The 16,792-nt window shown below is 51.9% G+C and carries 13 protein-coding genes; 3 read left to right on the top strand and 10 right to left on the bottom strand.

Annotation, left to right across the window (positions count from 1 at the left end):
* Window positions 1-142: 142 nt before the first annotated feature.
* The 7 genes from I6L53_RS01235 to I6L53_RS01205 all read right to left on the bottom strand — a co-directional run bounded on the left by I6L53_RS01235 (window position 143) and on the right by I6L53_RS01205 (window position 8,100).
* Window positions 143-1,627: an FGGY-family carbohydrate kinase gene (locus I6L53_RS01235; RefSeq protein WP_042325653.1), complete on the bottom strand. Its 1,485-nt coding sequence runs from the start codon at window positions 1,625-1,627 to the stop codon at window positions 143-145.
* Between the two features lie 10 nt (window positions 1,628-1,637).
* The gene (locus tag I6L53_RS01230) at window positions 1,638-2,519 is read right to left on the bottom strand and encodes an L-ribulose-5-phosphate 3-epimerase (RefSeq protein WP_042325651.1); all 882 of its coding nucleotides are present in this window, start codon (window positions 2,517-2,519) and stop codon (window positions 1,638-1,640) included.
* Window positions 2,512-3,564 carry an ABC transporter permease gene (locus I6L53_RS01225; protein WP_042325649.1) on the bottom strand — a complete coding sequence of 351 codons (1,053 nt, stop codon included), beginning with the start codon at window positions 3,562-3,564 and terminating at the stop codon, window positions 2,512-2,514. The genes I6L53_RS01230 and I6L53_RS01225 overlap by 8 nt, the downstream gene beginning before the upstream one ends.
* Window positions 3,565-3,577: 13 nt before the next feature.
* Window positions 3,578-4,570: an ABC transporter permease gene (locus I6L53_RS01220; RefSeq protein ID WP_042325647.1), complete on the bottom strand. Its 993-nt coding sequence runs from the start codon at window positions 4,568-4,570 to the stop codon at window positions 3,578-3,580.
* Entirely contained in the window at window positions 4,563-6,077 is a 1,515-nt protein-coding gene (locus tag I6L53_RS01215; protein ID WP_042325644.1) for a sugar ABC transporter ATP-binding protein, read from the bottom strand. The genes I6L53_RS01220 and I6L53_RS01215 overlap by 8 nt, the downstream gene beginning before the upstream one ends.
* 63 nt (window positions 6,078-6,140) lie before the next feature.
* Complete coding sequence (locus I6L53_RS01210) at window positions 6,141-7,145, bottom strand: substrate-binding domain-containing protein (protein WP_042325643.1); 1,005 nt, start codon at window positions 7,143-7,145, stop codon at window positions 6,141-6,143.
* Window positions 7,146-7,290: 145 nt separating this feature from the next.
* Window positions 7,291-8,100, bottom strand: coding sequence for a DeoR/GlpR family DNA-binding transcription regulator (locus I6L53_RS01205; protein WP_042325682.1), 810 nt, complete (start codon window positions 8,098-8,100; stop codon window positions 7,291-7,293).
* Window positions 8,101-8,540: 440 nt separating this feature from the next.
* Between I6L53_RS01205 and araD the strand changes: the two genes are divergently transcribed.
* Entirely contained in the window at window positions 8,541-9,233 is a 693-nt protein-coding gene (gene araD, locus I6L53_RS01200) for an L-ribulose-5-phosphate 4-epimerase (protein ID WP_042325640.1), read from the top strand.
* Window positions 9,234-9,296: 63 nt separating this feature from the next.
* On the opposite strand, the gene argH is transcribed toward araD, so the two are convergent.
* The 3 genes from argH to argC all read right to left on the bottom strand — a co-directional run bounded on the left by argH (window position 9,297) and on the right by argC (window position 12,579).
* Entirely contained in the window at window positions 9,297-10,670 is a 1,374-nt protein-coding gene (argH, locus tag I6L53_RS01195; RefSeq protein WP_042325638.1) for an argininosuccinate lyase, read from the bottom strand.
* 120 nt (window positions 10,671-10,790) lie between these two features.
* Window positions 10,791-11,567 carry an acetylglutamate kinase gene (gene argB / locus I6L53_RS01190; protein WP_094465789.1) on the bottom strand — a complete coding sequence of 259 codons (777 nt, stop codon included), beginning with the start codon at window positions 11,565-11,567 and terminating at the stop codon, window positions 10,791-10,793.
* 7 nt (window positions 11,568-11,574) lie between these two features.
* Window positions 11,575-12,579, bottom strand: a complete 1,005-nt coding sequence (gene argC / locus I6L53_RS01185; RefSeq protein ID WP_042325635.1) for an N-acetyl-gamma-glutamyl-phosphate reductase — start codon at window positions 12,577-12,579, stop codon at window positions 11,575-11,577.
* A gap of 88 nt (window positions 12,580-12,667) precedes the next feature.
* On the opposite strand from argC, the gene argE reads away from it, so the two are divergent.
* A complete protein-coding gene (gene argE / locus I6L53_RS01180) occupies window positions 12,668-13,819 on the top strand; it encodes an acetylornithine deacetylase (protein ID WP_042325634.1) in 1,152 nt (383 codons plus the stop codon).
* Between the two features lie 233 nt (window positions 13,820-14,052).
* Window positions 14,053-16,704: a phosphoenolpyruvate carboxylase gene (gene ppc, locus I6L53_RS01175; protein WP_042325633.1), complete on the top strand. Its 2,652-nt coding sequence runs from the start codon at window positions 14,053-14,055 to the stop codon at window positions 16,702-16,704.
* The last annotated feature ends 88 nt before the right edge of the window (window positions 16,705-16,792 follow it).

The following is a 16,792-nucleotide window of genomic DNA, read 5'->3' as shown; positions in this document are numbered from 1 at the left end:
AAGCCACTGCCCGTTCTGAGAGTCTCTCTCATACCCAAATAACTAAAGCCAACGTGAACTTTTGCGGACCGACGGTCCGCATTTTTTTTTACATAAAAAAGCCCGGCTTAACGCCAGGCAGTGATAAGACTGAAACAGGTCGTTACTCATGTTCGACGGTACTCAGCGCGTCGGCGATACGCCTGAACCGTTCGAAACGGCTACGCAACATACGGTGTTTCTTCGCATCCGGCTCCAGACGAATCACCGGTGGCAGGGTCGCTTTAATTGCCTGCTCAAACCCAGGATAATCACCTGTGCCTACAGCCGCACACATCGCCGCCGCCCGGCAACCAGACTGCTCAACGTCGACAATTTCAAGCGGCAAATTGCTGGCATCGCAAAACATTTGCATCCAGATACGTGAATGCGTAGGGCCGCCGGTGAAACGAATCGTTTGAGTACCGTCTCCGAGCTGCAACAGTTTGTCCTGATGCAGTAAGTGCGAGAACACTATCCCCTGATAGATAGCGTAAACAATGTCTGCCGCGTCGTGGTGCCCCCCCAACCCGAAGAATCCGCCACTCAGTGAGTCATCATAATTCGAACCGTACAACCAGGGGAAAAACAGAATGCTGTCGGGTTTCTCATACCCACGCGCCGCCCACTGGTTAAGCGTGTCATGGTCATCCTGCATTGCCGGTAAAAAGTGCTGAATAAACCAGGTCAGATTGCTGGCGGAGGTGGGGCTGCCTTCGTGAGCGAAATAGTGCCCCGGAATACTGAATTTACCCCATACATACGGATAGTCTGCCGGGATGATTTCATTAAAAACACGGGTGGCAATCGACCACGTTCCGGCAACCGCACTGAGCTGCGTACTGTCATAAACGCCGGAAGTCATTGCCGCGCCAACGACATCAAACACCCCGCCAAATACCGGCGTTCCTGCTTTTAATCCGCATGATGCAGCGGCGTCCGTTGTGACAACCCCTGCCAGCTCAGCGGAACCAATCACCTTCGGCATGCAGTCCATCATCTCTTCAATGCCGAACAGGGTGAACAGCGCAGGATCGAAATCATTCCGCTGTAAATTAAATAACTGACTTCCCGAAATATTGGTTTCTTCACAGGTGAATTCAGCCGTCAAACGATAACGGATATAATCGTGGGCCATCAACACATAACCCGTACGCGCGTAACGTTCCGGTTCGTGCTGTTTCAGCCACCTAAGCAATGCCGCAGGATGTGAAGGCCATAACTGCTGAAAGCTATGCGGATACGCCAGACGGTCGATATCCTGCGCTTTCCAGGCCGTAACCAGAGACTGCGCCCGGGAATCCGAAGAGACAATCCCGTTGCGTACTGGCCTTCCTGACTTATCGACCAGATAAAGTCCTTTGCCGTGTGAAGAAAAACCGATTCCGGTAATGTGTTCCGCCGACAGATGACTTTCAGCCAACGCACGCCGGATAACCTCACACGTTGCCGCCCAAAGGGCATCCATATCGCGTTCGCAGAATCCTGCCTGTGGGCTGAGTAACGATAAGGTCTGAGCCGCCACCGTGATTTCTCTCCCCTCGGCAGTGTAGATCCCCGCTTTGGTGACGGTGCCGCCCAAATCAATGCCCATAAAGTAATGGTTCATCGTCCTCTCCTTATCTCGCGATAAACGAACGCTCGTCATACCACCCCGCCGCCTGCATCTTACTTTCTATCCACTGGCGCGCGTGGATAACGTCCAGTAACGGTTCAGGGGATTTTTCTGTCCACATTTCAATCAGGAAAGTCCCTCTATAGTTCAGACGACGCAATATTCTGAAAAGCTTAACGAAATCTACACACCCTTCACCAAAGGGAACATCGCGAAACTGCCCAGGCGAATCCGGCGTCACCGGAAAGGTATCTTTGAGATGGATGGCGGCAATCCGGTCGATACCTTTTGCCAACTCACTTTCCAGCTCATTACCCCATGCAGTGAGATTGCCGACATCGGGGTAAACGGTAAACCACGGAGAATTGATTTTTTCATCCAGCACTTTCCATTTACTGATGGAGTTAATAAAGGGTGTATCCATAATTTCCACAGCACACATCACCTGTGCGGCCGCAGCCTGCTCCGCCACCCAGGCCATCGCATCCTCAAACGAGGCGATAGTGTCATCATTCTGCGGCTCGTAATAGACGTCATACCCGGCAAGCTGGATGGTTCGAATACCCAAATCCTGCGCCAGCCGTAATGCTTTTTGCATGATCGTTCGCGCTTGCTGTCGGGTGTCGCTATCGTGACTACCGAACGGGAACCGGCGGTGAGCCGATAAACACAGAGTCGGAATACGCACGCCGGTTTTCTGAATGGCGCTAATAATTTCCATGCGTTCGGCAAGCGACCAGTCCAGACGAGCCAGCCGCTCTTCACTTTCATCGACTGACATTTCAACAAAATCAAACCCGCATGATTTCGCCAGCGCCAGTTTTTCTACCCAACTGGTGTTCCGGGGAAGCGCCTTTTCATAAATACCTAATGGATGGCTACGCATTATTTCCCTCTCGAGTGGCCAGTTGTTGTTGAAATGCTTTCAGGCTGTTATTCATGGCACGCCGCGCCTGCCATTTTTGTTTGAAGAACTTAAAGGCCAGGGCGGCAATCAACGTTATTCCCCATACAGCCAGATTGAAATGCAGACTCAGTCCTGACAGGCTGAGCCCGGTGGCAATAACCTGGAGCACTAACAGCGCGCAGAAGACATGCCCGACTTTACCCACTCCACCGAATGGGTCGGTGCCGCCAAGAACAATGGCCAGCACTGTCAGCAGTAGATAAGAATCGCCATAGCCCATACGCGCAGAGTTAAAGCGGGCCAGCATAATGAGTCCAGCCAGCACGCAAAGCAGGCTGGATATGGCATAAATAGCCATCAGTACACGGTCGGTCCGAATACCACTAAACCAGGTAGCATTGATATTGCTGCCGCACATGTAAATAACCTTCCCTGTGCGGGTTTTTCCGAGGAACAGTGCCAGCATGATCGTCGTGACAATAAAAATCACCATGGGAACCGGCACGCCATAAATCACTTCCGACCCCATACTGCGGACAATGGGTGGCATCCCACTGAGAGCTGCCCCTTTGGTAAGATAAATGCCAATGCCGCTGATAATCGTCATACTGCCCAGCGTGACCAGAATCGGGTGCGCCCCCACCCGGGAAATAATGATCCCCGTGATAGCGCCTATCACGATGGCGATCATCATCGCGCCCAGCATCGCCAGAAATAACCACCACAACTGCAGGCCGGTAGACGCCTCAGCAGGCACATACTGGATTAACAGCCAGGCCATAAACAGACTGGTCAAATTCGCCGTGCCGATAATCGCCAGATTCAACCCGCCACTCAGCATAGGGACAAACATTGCGAAGGTGAGCAGCCCCAGTTCTGGCAACTGGAAGGCAATACTCAGAAAAGTATTATCGGTAAAAAAACGTCCGGGCATCGCCACACTAAATGCCACTACCGCGATAAAACATATCGCCAGTAAACCGGAGCTGGTGCCATCAATTGGTAAATATGCCTGTTTTTTCATTTCAAGCCCCCTGTCAGACGAATCCAACGTCCGTTTCTTTACGTTTTTTGTAGTGAGTGACGCAAATTGCCGAGACAATGACCACCCCGATGACGATGTTGACGAAGTAGCTGGAGACACCTACCAGGTTGAGACCATTTTTCAGAATGCCGATGAGGAACACCCCCATCAACGTGCCAATAACTGACCCGCGACCACCGGATAAGCTCGCCCCCCCTAACACCGCGGCAGCCAGTACATCCAGTTCCCCTCCCACCAACGCATTGGGCACGACCTCGCTCATACGATAAGCCTGAAGCATTCCCCCAATCGCGGCCGCAGCGCCAAGATAGCCATAGGCGAACAGATAAATGAGTGAAACCCGAATCCCAATACGCCGCGCCGACTCAGTACTGCCGCCCACGGCATAAAGCTGACGTCCAATGTGGGTTTTATTCATCACAACCCAGGTGAAGCAGGCCATGCCCAGCATCACCACCAACGGCAGCCCAACCTGATAAACTTCCCCCTCAAACCCAAAGCTGAAAAGGGATCGCTGGGTCACCCACCAGTCAGGCAAGTCGTAAATGCTGTGACCATTTGTCAGCCACATCAACATGCCAAATAGCAGTGATTGCATACTGATAGTGATAATGATGGAAACCACATTGAGGTAATAAATAAGGATCGCGTTAATCAGGCCAAACAGGACGCCCAGCACAATCGCCAGCCCAAGGCACAGCAGCGGATTCGCGATCGCCTCATTCAACAACAGCGACGCCACAATGTACTGCACCACGGAAGCGACAGCTGCGAACGAAATATCAATGCCTCCCGTCACCAGTACGACAAACAAACCGAGGGCGAAAATCCCCGTTACGGCATAGCTTTCGGTAAGGTCCAGCAAATTCTGAATCGACAGAAACTCATCGCTCATCAGAGAAAAAAGCGCCAGCATCAGGACAATAACCCAGCCCAGCCATCCTTCGACCGAACGTGGAAACCGGGGCTGCAATACACTAGCCATTAATCACCTCTGCGAGTTGTTGTTCGGTATAGAGAGAAGGCAGCAGTTCGTTAATAATCTTTCCGCGCTGCATATGGAAAATACGATCGCAGTTGTAATACGCTTCTGGCGCTTCATCAGTAATCAGCAACACCGAGATACCGACACCGGAAAGCCGGTGGATAAGCTGATAAATACTGTCTTTCGCACCAATATCAACGCCTACCGTTGGCGCATCGAGAATCAATACTTTCGGGCGAGTCAAAATCCATTTCGCCAACACCACTTTTTGCTGGTTACCGCCAGAAAGCGTGGACAACGGGTTATCAGGATCGGTGACTTTAATATCCAGATCCTGAATCCATTCCTTAACAAGGGTCTCCTGGCGCTTTTCATCAATACATTGCCAGGGTGTTTTTAACCGGTTCAGGATCGAGAGCACCATATTATCACTGACCGATTGCGGTAAAACGGCCCCCAGCGTCAGGCGATCTTCAGAGACATAAGCAATACCCAACTTCGCGGCTTGCGTATTATCTTTAATCACAACCTTCTTCCCATCCAGATAAACATCCCCACTGTCTGGGTGGGTAATACCAAAAAGGCTCAATGCCAGTTCTGTTCGCCCTGACCCTAATAAGCCACATAATCCCAGCACTTCCCCCTGGTGAAGCTGGAAGGAAATATCTTCAAATTGTCCTTTACGGCTCAATTTATTCAGTTCAAGAACGACTTTCCCACCAATACTATTCGGTAATTTTTTCTGATGAACGATCGTTCTGCCGGTCATCAGTTCAGTAATCCGTCCCGGCGACAATAGATCTGCCGCCCAGGTTCCGATAATTTCACCGTCGCGAATCACCGTAATACGGTCGGAGATTTCTTTGACTTCATCCAGTCGGTGGCTGACAAAAACCACCGTGATATTTTTATCACGGAGATAATTCACCGTTCGTAATAGCTGGTTCACTTCGGTGCGGGTAAGCGAAGCCGTTGGTTCATCCATGATAACCAGTCGGGCTTCTGCGACCAGCGCACGGCAAATCGCCACCTGCTGGCGCTGCGCAATAGGCAAATGTTGAACCAGCGCATCTGCATCGAGATTAAAATTCAGTTCCTGAATAATTTTCTGCGATACGGCTTTCAGGTGGGATTTTTTATGCCAGCGCAAATACCCTTTCAGGTTGTATTCAAAGGCAATATTTTCAGCTACCGTCAGGTTAGGAAACAAAGAGAGATCCTGGTAAATAACCTGAATGCCTAACTCACGCGCTTTATCGGGTGAAAGTCTGCTCCACGATTTATTATCAATGATAATTTCACTACCGGTATCCGGGGTATAAACGCCGCTCAACGTTTTTATTAACGTGCTTTTGCCACAACCATTCGCCCCCGCAAGGCAGTGGACTTCACCTTTATTTAGCGTGAGATCAATATTTTTTAATGCCTGATGACCGCCGAAGCTTTTAGTCAGCGATTTCAACGTCACTAACGGCACATCTGCATTTCGCTCTGCAATATGGGTCATCTGCGGCTCCTGAACGACTAAAGGATATCCGGGCCACGACGGGCCCGGTGATGAAACCTAAAATTACAAACCTAACTTCACTAAACGTTGCGTATTTTCAAGATCGAGTTTTTCAGGGTTATCACTCAGAATGGTATTGTTCTGAACGTTAATTTGCCCCATATCGCCAAGTTTTACGCCATCCTTAATCGGTTCGCCGTTCATCATCGCCGTGGCGACCTGAACAAAGACTTTGCCCGCCGTCATCGGATTAGAAATATATCCGCCATCAATGGCGCCTTTTTCCAGCAACTTAATTCCCTGTCCCGGCGTGAATGTACCAAATACGCAAATCGCGTCGTTTTTCTTACGCTTATCAATTGCGCGGCCTGCGCCAATCGGACCTTGCGAACCAAATGACATGATCCCTTTGAGATCTTTATATTTTGACATCAGGTCATTCGCAGTACGCATCGAATCATCTACCGATTCCGCCACGCCAAAGCGATCTTCAACCAGCGTCATTTTCGGATAATGCTCTTTCTGATATGCGATAGCGGCATCGGCCCAGTCATTCACCAGCGGCACTGTGAGGCTTCCCACGAACATGGCGTACTTTCCTTCTTCACCCATGCATTTCGCCATATCTTTCATATGGTTGGCACCCATTGTCTGGGTGTTAAGCAATTCAAAGTCCCAGTCAGCATTCGCCTGGTTTGGCGACTCATGCGTAATGACCTTAATACCCGCTTCCTGCGCGCGCTTCAGAACAGGCTCCAGGACTTTCGCGTCATTTGGCACTACGCCAATCACATCGACTTTTTTAGCAATTAAATCTTCGATGGCGCGGACCTGTTCAGCCGGGTCTGCCGTCGTCGGCCCCACTTGCCAGGCATTAACGCCTAATGCTTTTCCTTCTTCCTTAATACCTTGTTCCATTACGTTAAACCAGGGAATGCCTCCCACCTTAACCACAACACCCATCGTAAAAGGTTTGTTTGCTTTTTGCGGTGTAGCGGGTTGTTCCGCCCAGGCAACAGTGGATGTCAAAACAGCACTCATCAGGCAGGGTAAGATTAATTTTTTCATCGTAATTTCCTTAAGAAATAGCGTCATGTGTCAGGGAAACCCGATAAAAATATCAGCCTGACTTTTTATTAATTTCAACTTTTCTCTGGTATTGGCTAAATAATCGGGATGTTATCTCAATTATTCAGATAACGATTCACATCTATTACTTATCAACTTCAACAACATTTAACTGTGGATGCAAACTACGGTAACGCTCATCACAACAACTATTGGTAACCATAATATCAATTTCATCCAACATACATATTTTACTAAAGGCAAACTGTTCGAACTTACTGGAGTCAACCATGAGTATTTTTTTTGCCGAAACCTGTAACATAACCTGTTTCAGTCGGGCATTTATTTCACTGCCATCACGGATTCCATTTTCCAGGTTCAAGCCCTGACAGGAAAAAAAGAAACTATTAATCTGAAAGTTTCTAATGGCGCTCTCCGCAACCGGGCCATGAAAATCATCATGACGCTCGGAATACTCACCGCCAATACCGATAATACGAACGTTATCCCGGCAAGCTAACGCCTGGATAATACGGAGTGAATTGGTCACGACCGTAATATCGATATCCGGGATTTGCCGGGCCAGAAACCAGCAGGTGCTGCTGTTATCCATCAAAATGCAGTCGCCTGGATGAATAAACTGGAGTGCTGCCTTGGCGATTTTTGCTTTAACGTCAGGATGTTCTTCCGTACGTTTACGAAAAGATTCCGCCCGATCCACGCTATTTGTTTGCCAGGCATTGTCTTCAACTGTCACAGACGTAACATCCGGCGTATCCAGTGAAACTGCACCACCAAAGCTGCGGGTGAGTTTCTTATTTTTTTCCAACCTCGTCAGATCTCTGCGAATCGTTTCCTGCGAAACCTGAAATAATTGCGACAGTTCCGTAACGCGCACTGCACCCATTTTCTGAACATGCGCACAAATCATTTTATAACGTTCTGCCTGCAACATAATATTGACCCACGACATCCGATTCCATCATGTGTTTATCATTAATCTTTTTGCCCAGAATTAAAGTGAGTAGTGTCAAGGATCGTTTTACAGCAATAACACACACATCGTAACGTGATAAAAGCCAAAAATTCAATTGCAACAAAAGCAACAAACAATCAAAAAACACAACATAAATCACAAAATATCGCTATTTCTCTCTGTTGCCTCCACGGAAAAACCACCATTCGGTCATGGGCGGGCACGCATAAAACGTAAAAACATGACCGAATTGTTCCGAGTTTGACCGTTTTCGTTGTTTTGCACGTATAAAGCATCAGTCTGAATTTTACATCTTCTTTATTCGGCGTAATTTAAATAAAAACTTTGAAACCACGCCAATTAAAGAACGAGAGGACATCCGTTTTTTATAAAATCAAACGGTAATTCAGGAGTAAAGAATGAATACACTGAAGAATAAAGTGCTTGCCGCTAATTTATCTTTGCCGGCTCATCAACTGGTCACCTTTACCTGGGGAAATGTCAGCGGAATTGATCGCGAAAAAGGGGTAATGGTGATTAAACCTTCCGGTGTCGACTATGACGATATGAATCTGGATGATATGGTCGTCGTCGATATTCACAGTGGGAACGTTGTCGAAGGAAACAAAAAACCGTCGTCTGATACCGACACACATCTGGCGCTGTATCACGCCTTTCCAGACATTGGCGGCATCGTCCATACCCATTCCCGCCACGCCACCATCTGGTCGCAGGCCGGAAAAGATTTAATGCCGCTGGGCACAACCCATGCGGATTATTTCTATGGCGCCATTCCTTGTACACGCCCCATGCGGGATGACGAAATCAACGGACGCTACGAATACGACACCGGCAGCGTCATCATTGAAACCTTTAAACAACGAGGGCTCTCTCCCTGCCAGATTCCTGCCGTACTGGTAAACAGTCATGGACCCTTTGCCTGGGGCACAGACCCTGCCAATGCCGTGCATAACGCCGTTGTACTTGAAGAGATCGCCTATATGAATTTATTCACACTGCAACTGCAACCCCATCTCACCGCGATGCAGCAAACATTGTTGGACAAGCACTTTTTAAGGAAGCACGGCGCGAATGCCTACTATGGTCAGTAATGCCTGATGCAGTGACATAAAAAAGCCTGGCATCGCGCCAGGCTGAGTGAAACCGGATAATCGTTATGCCAGACGCGCCTTCGCATAGCCGATCGCTTGCGCAACCTGCTGAGGAGACACGCCGCCTTTCGCCGCGCGCTTGTCCAGACATGACTGCAATGAGAGGATCGGATAGACATCATCGCCGATGACGCTACTGAATTTCTGTAGGTCGGCCAGCGGCAGATCTTCCAGCGGTTTCCCCTGGCGAATCGCCTCCACGACCGTTTCCCCCACGATATGGTGTGCTTCACGGAACGGGACGCCTTTCGCGACCAGATAATCCGCCAGTTCGGTGGCGTTAGCATAACCCTGCTGCGCTGCTTCCTGACAACGCGGACGTTTCACCTGAATACCGTCCAGCACCAGCGCAGCCATATGCAGGCAGTCCAGCCAGGTGTCGAGCGCGTCGAACAAACCTTCTTTGTCTTCCTGCATGTCTTTGTTATAAGCCAGCGGCAACCCTTTCAGCGTCATCATCATGCCGGTCAATGCCCCCTGAACACGGCCACATTTACCGCGAATCAACTCCAGCGCATCCGGGTTTTTCTTCTGCGGCATCAGCGACGAACCGGAGGTCACACGATCGGAAAGCTCGACAAAGCCCGCCTCACCCGTGTTAAAGAAAATCAGGTCTTCGGCAAAACGCGACAGATGCACCATACCGATAGCGGCGTCCGACAGCAGTTCCAGCACGTGGTCGCGATCGGAGACGCTGTCCAGACTGTTCCGCGTTGCCGAGGCAAAACCCAACCAACTGGCCAGTTGTTCACGATCGATTTCATACGCCGTCCCTGCCAGAGCGCCACAGCCTAATGGGCTAACATCCAGACGCTTCAACGCATCCTGCAAACGGCTTTCATCGCGCGCCAGCATTTCGACATAGGCCAGACACCAGTGCGCAAACGTCACCGGCTGCGCACGCTGCAGGTGGGTATATCCCGGCATCACCGCATCCTGGTTATTATCCGCCGTCTCGACCAGCGCGCTTTGCAACTGACGATTGGCGGTAAGCAGTTCGGTCACCGTCTCTTTGCACCACAGTTTCAAATCGGTGGCGACCTGGTCATTACGGCTACGCCCGGTATGCAGCTTTTTACCTAATTGCCCTACTTTGTCGATCAGTTTGCCTTCCACCCAGCTATGAATATCTTCGGCATCGCTTTGCAGAATCTGCTGAGGATTGGCACGGACCTCTTCCAGCAGAATGTTCAGCGCCTCTTCGAGCTGAAGCTGTTCGTCAGCGGTCAACACGCCGACGGTGACTAACGCTTTGGACCAGGCGACAGAGCCAACAATATCCTGCTCCGCCAGACGGTAATCAAAGCGCAACGAATCGTTGAACTGTTTGAACCGCTGATCTGCTGCCTGAGTAAAACGCCCACCCCAAAGTGCCATAACATGCTTCCTTAAATTCGTTCTTTGAATGTCACTGCCGGATAGCGCTGCGCTAATCCGGCCTACAGGTTGTGTTTTCGTAGGCCCGATAAGGCGTAGCCGCCATCGGGCACAACATAATTACGCCAGAATACGCGTACCGATCGGCGTGCCGTTGAACAGCGCCGGGAGTTGCTCGGCATGACGCCAGGAGGCGATATCCACCGGACGCCCCAGCGTGCGCGCAGCATCCAGTGCGGCATTCACCTTCACAATCATGCCATCCGTAATGATGCCCTGGTCGATCAGTTGCTCCGCTTTCGCGGCGGTCATTTCAGCAATACGCTGACCTTTACCGTCGAGAATCCCGCTCACGTCGGAGAGCAGGATCAGATCCGCCCCCAGCGTCGCCGCCAGCGCCGTCGCCGCCTGGTCCGCGTTCACGTTCATCAGTTGCCCTTCTTCCGTCACCCCAATCGAACTGACGACCGGCAGGAAACCATTTTCCAACAGCGTGTTAATCAGCTTAGGCGAACCCGGCTGCGCCAGTCCAACATGGCCGAGCTCTTCGTCGAGCTGAGTCACTTTTACGCTATCGCCATCGCCAAGGTACAGACCAACGGAGGCAATGTGATGCTTCTTCGCCCAGGCCAGCAGCGTTTTGTTTGCCGTCCCCGCCAGCGCACCGGTGATGATGTCGATCTGGTCGGCAGGCGTAACGCGCAGGCCATTTTTCTTTTTCACCGGCAGGTTGAGCCCTTTCATCAGTTCATCGACGACACAGCCGCCGCCGTGCACAATGACCAGTGGACGCTGATGCGACTCACGATAGTTCACCAGCGCGGTAAAAAGACGTTCCAGCGCCTCTTCACTATCCAGTAATACACCACCCAGCTTGATAATTAATGGACTCATCATTGCACCCTTAAATAAGAGACTGCGTTTCAGCAAAGCCGAAACGGATATTGGCGCACTGCACTGCCTGTGCGGCGGCACCTTTCAACAAGTTATCTTCGGTAGCCACCACAATCAAATGTTCACCTTGTACGGCGAAACCGATATCGCAGAACGGCAACCCAACCACATTCTTCAGCGCCGGAACGCCTTTGTCATACAGACGTACCAGCGGTTTATCACCATACGCCTGCTGCAATACCTCAGCGACCTGCGCATGGGTCACACCCGGCCGCAGTCGACAGGTGATCGTTTCCAGAATCCCACGCGGAAAATTACCCAGATGCGGGGTGAAAATCACCTCGGTCCCCAGATGGGTGGCAATCTCCGGCTGATGACGATGGGTAAACACGCCATACGGTTGCAGGCTCACTTCGCAGAAGCTGTTAGACAGCGCTGCTTTACGCCCCGCACCGCTGACACCGCTGGTCGCGTTAATCACTGGCCATTGCGCCAAATCCAACAACCCGGCATCAATCAATGGCTTAAGAGAGAGTTGCGCCGCCGTGGGATAACACCCCGGCACCGCAATCAGATTCGCCTCTTTCAGTTTGTCGCTGCTCCACTCCGCCAGACCGTAAACGGCTTGCGCAAGCAGTTCGGGGTGCTGATGGGTGAAACCATAATATTTTTCGTAGAACCCGGCATCGTTTACGCGGAAGGCACCGGAAAGGTCGAAGACCACGCAACCGGCAGCCAGAAATTGCGGCGCCAGGTCATGGCTGACTTCGTGGGCGGTGGCTAAAAAAACCACATCCACGCCATCGGTAAACTCGCTGATATCGGACATCGGCTGCAACGGCAGATCGACGATGCCTTTAAGCTGCGGATGCAAATCAGAAATTAACTTTCCCGCATCATTGCTTTGCGCTGAGACGGTCAAAGCGGTTATGGTCATATGGGGGTGGCGATTCACGTAGCTTACAAGCTCTGCGCCCGCATAACCGCTAGCGCCTACAATCAGCGTATTCAACATCAGGTTCCTTTATGCTCAACGTTAATGTATTTTTATGCACATTTATTGCATGAATATTGATACTATCACGACCTAAGGTGTGTCAACAATGAAAATGAACTTACCGCCATTTATCGAGATTTACCGCGCCCTGATTGCCACGCCATCCATCAGCGCTACCGAAGAAGCGCTGGATCAGAGCAATGAGTCTTTAATCAATCTGCTGGCGGGTTGGTTCAGCGATCTCGGTTTCAACGTTGAGATTCAACCGGTTCCGGGAACCCGCAATAAATTTAATCTGCTGGCCAGCACCGGACAAGGTGCGGGCGGTTTACTGCTAACGGGTCATACCGACACCGTACCGTTTGACGATGGGCGCTGGACGCGCGATCCCTTCACCCTCACCGAGCATGACAACAAGCTCTACGGCCTGGGGACGGCGGATATGAAGGGCTTCTTCGCTTTTATTCTCGACGCGCTTCGCGACGTCGATGTGACACAGCTGAAAAAACCGCTCTACATCCTGGCGACGGCAGATGAAGAGACCAGCATGGCGGGAGCGCGTTACTTCTCAGAAAACACGGCGATTCGTCCTGATTGCGCGATCATCGGTGAGCCTACATCGCTACAGCCGATTCGCGCTCACAAAGGCCATATTTCAACGGCAGTGCGGGTGATGGGCCAGTCCGGCCACTCCAGCGATCCGGCGCGTGGCGTTAACGCTATTGAACTGATGCACGACGCGATTGGTCGCATTATGCAGCTGCGCGACACCCTGAAATCGCGGTATCACTACGACGCCTTCACCGTACCGTACCCCACCCTGAATCTGGGCAGTCTGCACGGGGGCGACGCGTCGAACCGAATTTGCGCCTGCTGTGAACTGCATATGGATATCCGTCCGCTGCCGGGCATGACGCTGGGCGACCTGGATGGCCTGCTGACAGAAGCCCTGGCGCCGGTGAGTGAGCGCTGGCCGGGTCGTTTGACCGTTTCCGAACTCCATCCGCCGATCCCAGGCTACGAATGTCCGCCGGACCATCAGCTGGTTGAAGTGGTAGAGAAACTGCTGGGCGAGAAAACCGATGTGGTGAACTACTGCACCGAAGCGCCATTTATTCAGACCCTGTGTCCGACGCTGGTGCTGGGCCCGGGCTCGATTAATCAGGCGCACCAACCGGATGAATATCTGGAAACCCGGTTCATCAAACCGACGCGTGAACTGATTACCCAGGTTGTTCATCACTTCTGCTGGCACTGATCTTCATCACTCTCCGGTAACACTGGAGGGTGACTTTTGTCACAATTTCATAAGTAATACTTATCTGCCGCAAAATGAATTAAATTTCGTAAATTGTCGACATTTATTCGTTTGCTGAAGCGATTTCGCCGCAATTGACGAATGGTTTTTTACGTGGCTTTATAAAGTGAGATGAATTAACAAATGTCCTGATCACAGGACTCATAGATTAAAGATGGGGTGTCTGGGTTAATATGAACGAACAATATTCCGCGTTGCGTAGTAATGTCAGTATGCTCGGCAAAGTGCTGGGAGAAACCATCAAGGATGCGCTGGGAGAGAACATTCTTGATCGCGTAGAAACAATCCGTAAGCTGTCAAAATCCTCACGCGCTGGCAATGAAGCTCATCGCCAGGAGTTGCTCACCACGCTACAAAATCTGTCGAATGACGAGCTGCTGCCGGTCGCACGCGCGTTTAGCCAGTTCCTGAACCTGGCCAACACCGCCGAGCAATATCACAGCAGTTCGCCAAAAGGTGAAGGCGCCAGCAACCCGGAAGTGATTGCCCGCACCCTGCGTAAACTGAAAAGCCAGCCGGACCTGAACGACGCCATCATCAAAAAAGCGGTGGAGTCTTTGTCCCTGGAGCTGGTGTTGACTGCACATCCGACGGAAATTACCCGTCGCACGCTGATCCACAAAATGGGCGAAATCAACGCCTGCCTGAAGCAACTCGATAACAAAGATATTGTTGAATACGAACGCCACCAGCTGATGCGCCGTCTGCGTCAGCTGATTGCGCAGTCCTGGCACACCGATGAAATTCGTAAGCAGCGCCCGAGCCCGGTTGATGAAGCCAAATGGGGCTTCGCGGTGGTTGAGAACAGCCTGTGGCAGGGCGTACCGAACTATTTACGCGAACTAAACGAGCAGTTGGAAGATAATCTGGGCTACCAGTTGCCTGTTGATTTCGTTCCGGTTCGCTTCACCTCGTGGATGGGCGGCGACCGTGACGGCAACCCAAATGTGACCGCGGATATCACCCGCCACGTTCTGCTGCTGAGCCGCTGGAAAGCAACCGACCTGTTCCTGAAAGATATTCATGTTCTGGTTTCTGAGTTGTCAATGGTCGATGCCACGCCGGAACTGTTAGCGATGGTCGGTGAAGAAGGCGCATCGGAGCCTTACCGCTATCTGATGAAAAACCTGCGCGCACGCCTGATGGCGACCCAGGCCTGGCTGGAAGCGCGTCTGAAAGGCGAGAAGCTGCCGAAACCGGCAGGTCTGCTGACACAAAACGAACAGCTGTGGGAACCGCTGTACGCCTGTTACCGGTCGCTACAAGCCTGTGGCATGGGCATTATCGCCAACGGCGAACTGCTCGACACCCTGCGTCGCGTGAAATGTTTTGGCGTTCCGCTGGTGCGTATTGATATCCGTCAGGAAAGTACCCGCCACACCGAAGCGCTGGGTGAACTGACCCGCTACCTCGGTATCGGAGATTACGAAAGCTGGTCAGAAGCGGACAAACAGGCTTTCCTGATCCGCGAACTGAATTCCAAACGCCCGCTGCTGCCGCGTAACTGGGAACCGAGCAATGACACTCGTGAAGTGCTCGACACCTGTAAAGTCATTGCCGAAGCGCCAAAAGGTTCGATTGCCGCCTATGTCATCTCAATGGCTAAAACGCCGTCTGACGTGCTGGCCGTGCATCTGCTGCTGAAAGAGGCTGGAATTGGCTTCGCCATGCCGGTGGCGCCGCTGTTTGAAACCCTCGACGACCTGAACAACGCCGACGATGTGATGACTCAACTACTGAACATCGACTGGTATCGCGGTCTGATTCAGGGCAAGCAGATGGTGATGATTGGCTATTCCGACTCGGCAAAAGACGCCGGAGTGATGGCCGCCTCCTGGGCGCAGTATCAGGCGCAGGATGCGTTGATCAAAACCTGTGAGAAAGCGGGCATCGAGCTGACGCTGTTCCACGGCCGCGGCGGTTCTATCGGTCGCGGGGGCGCGCCGGCCCATGCCGCGTTGCTTTCACAACCGCCGGGCAGCCTGAAAGGCGGTCTGCGCGTGACCGAGCAGGGCGAGATGATCCGCTTCAAATACGGTTTGCCGGAAGTCACCGTCAGCAGTCTGTCGCTGTACACCAGTGCAATTCTGGAAGCGAACCTGCTGCCGCCGCCGGAACCCAAAGACGCCTGGCGTCATATCATGGACGAACTCTCGGTCATTTCCTGTGACGTGTATCGTGGTTATGTGCGTGAAAATAAAGACTTTGTCCCGTACTTCCGCTCCGCAACGCCGGAACAAGAACTGGGCAAACTGCCGCTTGGCTCACGTCCGGCGAAACGCCGCCCGACCGGCGGTGTGGAATCCCTGCGCGCCATTCCGTGGATCTTCGCCTGGACACAAAACCGTCTGATGCTGCCAGCCTGGCTGGGAGCCGGTACTGCGCTGCAGAAAGTGGTCGAAGATGGTAAGCAGAGCGAACTGGAAGCGATGTGCCGCGACTGGCCGTTCTTCTCCACTCGTCTCGGCATGCTGGAAATGGTGTTCTCGAAAGCGGATCTGTGGCTGGCGGAATATTACGATCAGCGACTCGTCGCGAAAGAGCTGTGGCCGCTGGGCAAAGAACTGCGCGAACTGCTGGAAGAGGACATCAAAGTGGTGCTGGCCATTGCCAACGATTCACACCTGATGGCCGACCTCCCGTGGATTGCCGAGTCCATCCAGTTACGTAATATCTACACCGACCCGCTGAACGTCCTGCAGGCTGAGCTGTTACACCGCTCGCGACTGACTGAACAACAAGGCAAAGAGCCCGATCCTCGTGTTGAACAGGCGCTGATGGTCACCATCGCTGGCGTGGCGGCAGGTATGCGTAATACCGGCTAATTTACCCCTCAGCCGCCGCGCGTGCTATTGCGCGCGCGGCGGCGAAAATATTTCTGTCATAACCCCTGCACATTCACTATATTCCTGT

The sequence above is a fragment of the Citrobacter farmeri genome (genome assembly GCF_019048065.1).
GTDB lineage: Bacteria > Pseudomonadota > Gammaproteobacteria > Enterobacterales > Enterobacteriaceae > Citrobacter_A > Citrobacter_A farmeri.
Note: the sequence above shows the minus strand (reverse complement) of the source record. Positions and strands in the feature narration are given on the sequence as shown.

Bases quoted from the DNA above. Each gene is read 5' to 3' on its own strand.
- I6L53_RS01220 (WP_042325647.1), bottom strand. From the start codon at position 4,570: ATGGCTAGTGTATTGCAGCCCCGGTTTCCACGTTCGGTCGAAGGATGG.
- I6L53_RS01210 (WP_042325643.1), bottom strand. From the start codon at position 7,145: ATGAAAAAATTAATCTTACCCTGCCTGATGAGTGCTGTTTTGACATCC.
- I6L53_RS01230 (WP_042325651.1), bottom strand. From the start codon at position 2,519: ATGCGTAGCCATCCATTAGGTATTTATGAAAAGGCGCTTCCCCGGAAC.
- I6L53_RS01235 (WP_042325653.1), bottom strand. From the start codon at position 1,627: ATGAACCATTACTTTATGGGCATTGATTTGGGCGGCACCGTCACCAAA.
- argC (WP_042325635.1), bottom strand. From the start codon at position 12,579: ATGTTGAATACGCTGATTGTAGGCGCTAGCGGTTATGCGGGCGCAGAG.
- I6L53_RS01215 (WP_042325644.1), bottom strand. From the start codon at position 6,077: ATGACCCATATTGCAGAGCGAAATGCAGATGTGCCGTTAGTGACGTTG.
- argB (WP_094465789.1), bottom strand. From the start codon at position 11,567: ATGATGAGTCCATTAATTATCAAGCTGGGTGGTGTATTACTGGATAGT.
- ppc (WP_042325633.1), top strand. From the start codon at position 14,053: ATGAACGAACAATATTCCGCGTTGCGTAGTAATGTCAGTATGCTCGGC.
- araD (WP_042325640.1), top strand. From the start codon at position 8,541: ATGAATACACTGAAGAATAAAGTGCTTGCCGCTAATTTATCTTTGCCG.
- argE (WP_042325634.1), top strand. From the start codon at position 12,668: ATGAAAATGAACTTACCGCCATTTATCGAGATTTACCGCGCCCTGATT.
- I6L53_RS01205 (WP_042325682.1), bottom strand. From the start codon at position 8,100: ATGTTGCAGGCAGAACGTTATAAAATGATTTGTGCGCATGTTCAGAAA.
- I6L53_RS01225 (WP_042325649.1), bottom strand. From the start codon at position 3,564: ATGAAAAAACAGGCATATTTACCAATTGATGGCACCAGCTCCGGTTTA.
- argH (WP_042325638.1), bottom strand. From the start codon at position 10,670: ATGGCACTTTGGGGTGGGCGTTTTACTCAGGCAGCAGATCAGCGGTTC.